Annotated in this window: 1 protein-coding gene; it reads right to left on the bottom strand. The window is 53.0% G+C overall.

Features of this window, described 5'->3' with window-relative positions; genetic code table 11:
* Window positions 1-28: 28 nt before the first annotated feature.
* Window positions 29-847 (bottom strand): phosphotransferase family protein (locus tag ACR0C6_RS21560; protein ID WP_480621167.1); only part of this gene is annotated, 819 nt, incomplete at its 5' end.

The following is an 847-nucleotide window of genomic DNA, read 5'->3' as shown; positions in this document are numbered from 1 at the left end:
CAATGTTGTTAGCAGCGCGCAAATTGCGTTAATCAACACTGTCGTGAAATGCGATGCGCAGTCGGTTGCCCAGCCTGTGCCGTTTGTCTTCCTCGTACGGGCTGCAGCGATGGTTCAATTGCCACAGTGCCAACCAGTCCAAAATCAACCGTCCTCGGATGCAGGCGTCCAGAATGTTCATATGGATGGGGTGTGCGTAACGCCGGAAAAACATCTCTTTGTTTGTTTTCAAAATGCCACTGCGATCCACTTCCTGAGGGGGAGCGTCGCGAAACACATCGGACTTCAGGAAGTCCACGATGTCATAGGGGGCCAGTTTCACCCTGACCTCGGTGAAATCCAAACCGATCATATGCCCTCGGCCTACGATCAGGTTCTGTGCATGGAAATCACCATGTGAAAACACCTGCGTTTCCAGAGTGCCCCTGAGGTTCCATGCTTCGTTTGTCAGCACATCCAGCATTGCCGCGCTTTCGCGTTGAATCTCTTGTGGGACATGCACCGCTGCGGCCTGAATGTTGTCGAGCATCCATTTCGGTCGAAATCCGTATTTCTGTAGCGGGCGATACGCGTGCAAATGGTGCAGCCATTCTCCGGCGCGTCGATAAATCTGGGCGACCTGATCCGCATCAGGGCTTTTGTGAATAATATCCGCTGCGGTTGGACGGTCGATATACTCTGTCACGAAGAACGTCTGCGAGGGTGAGATGAAGACAGGGCGAACAACTCGCACAGTCTGCGTGTCTTCGAAATAAGCCGACAGGGTCGTCAGAAGGTCATATTCCTTCTGCAACCGACCCGTTTCCGGAGAGGTTGTATCAATCTTTAGGGCGTACTCCCCTGAACC

The sequence above is a fragment of the Ruegeria sp. AL12 genome, assembly GCF_056540885.1.
Note: the sequence above shows the minus strand (reverse complement) of the source record. Positions and strands in the feature narration are given on the sequence as shown.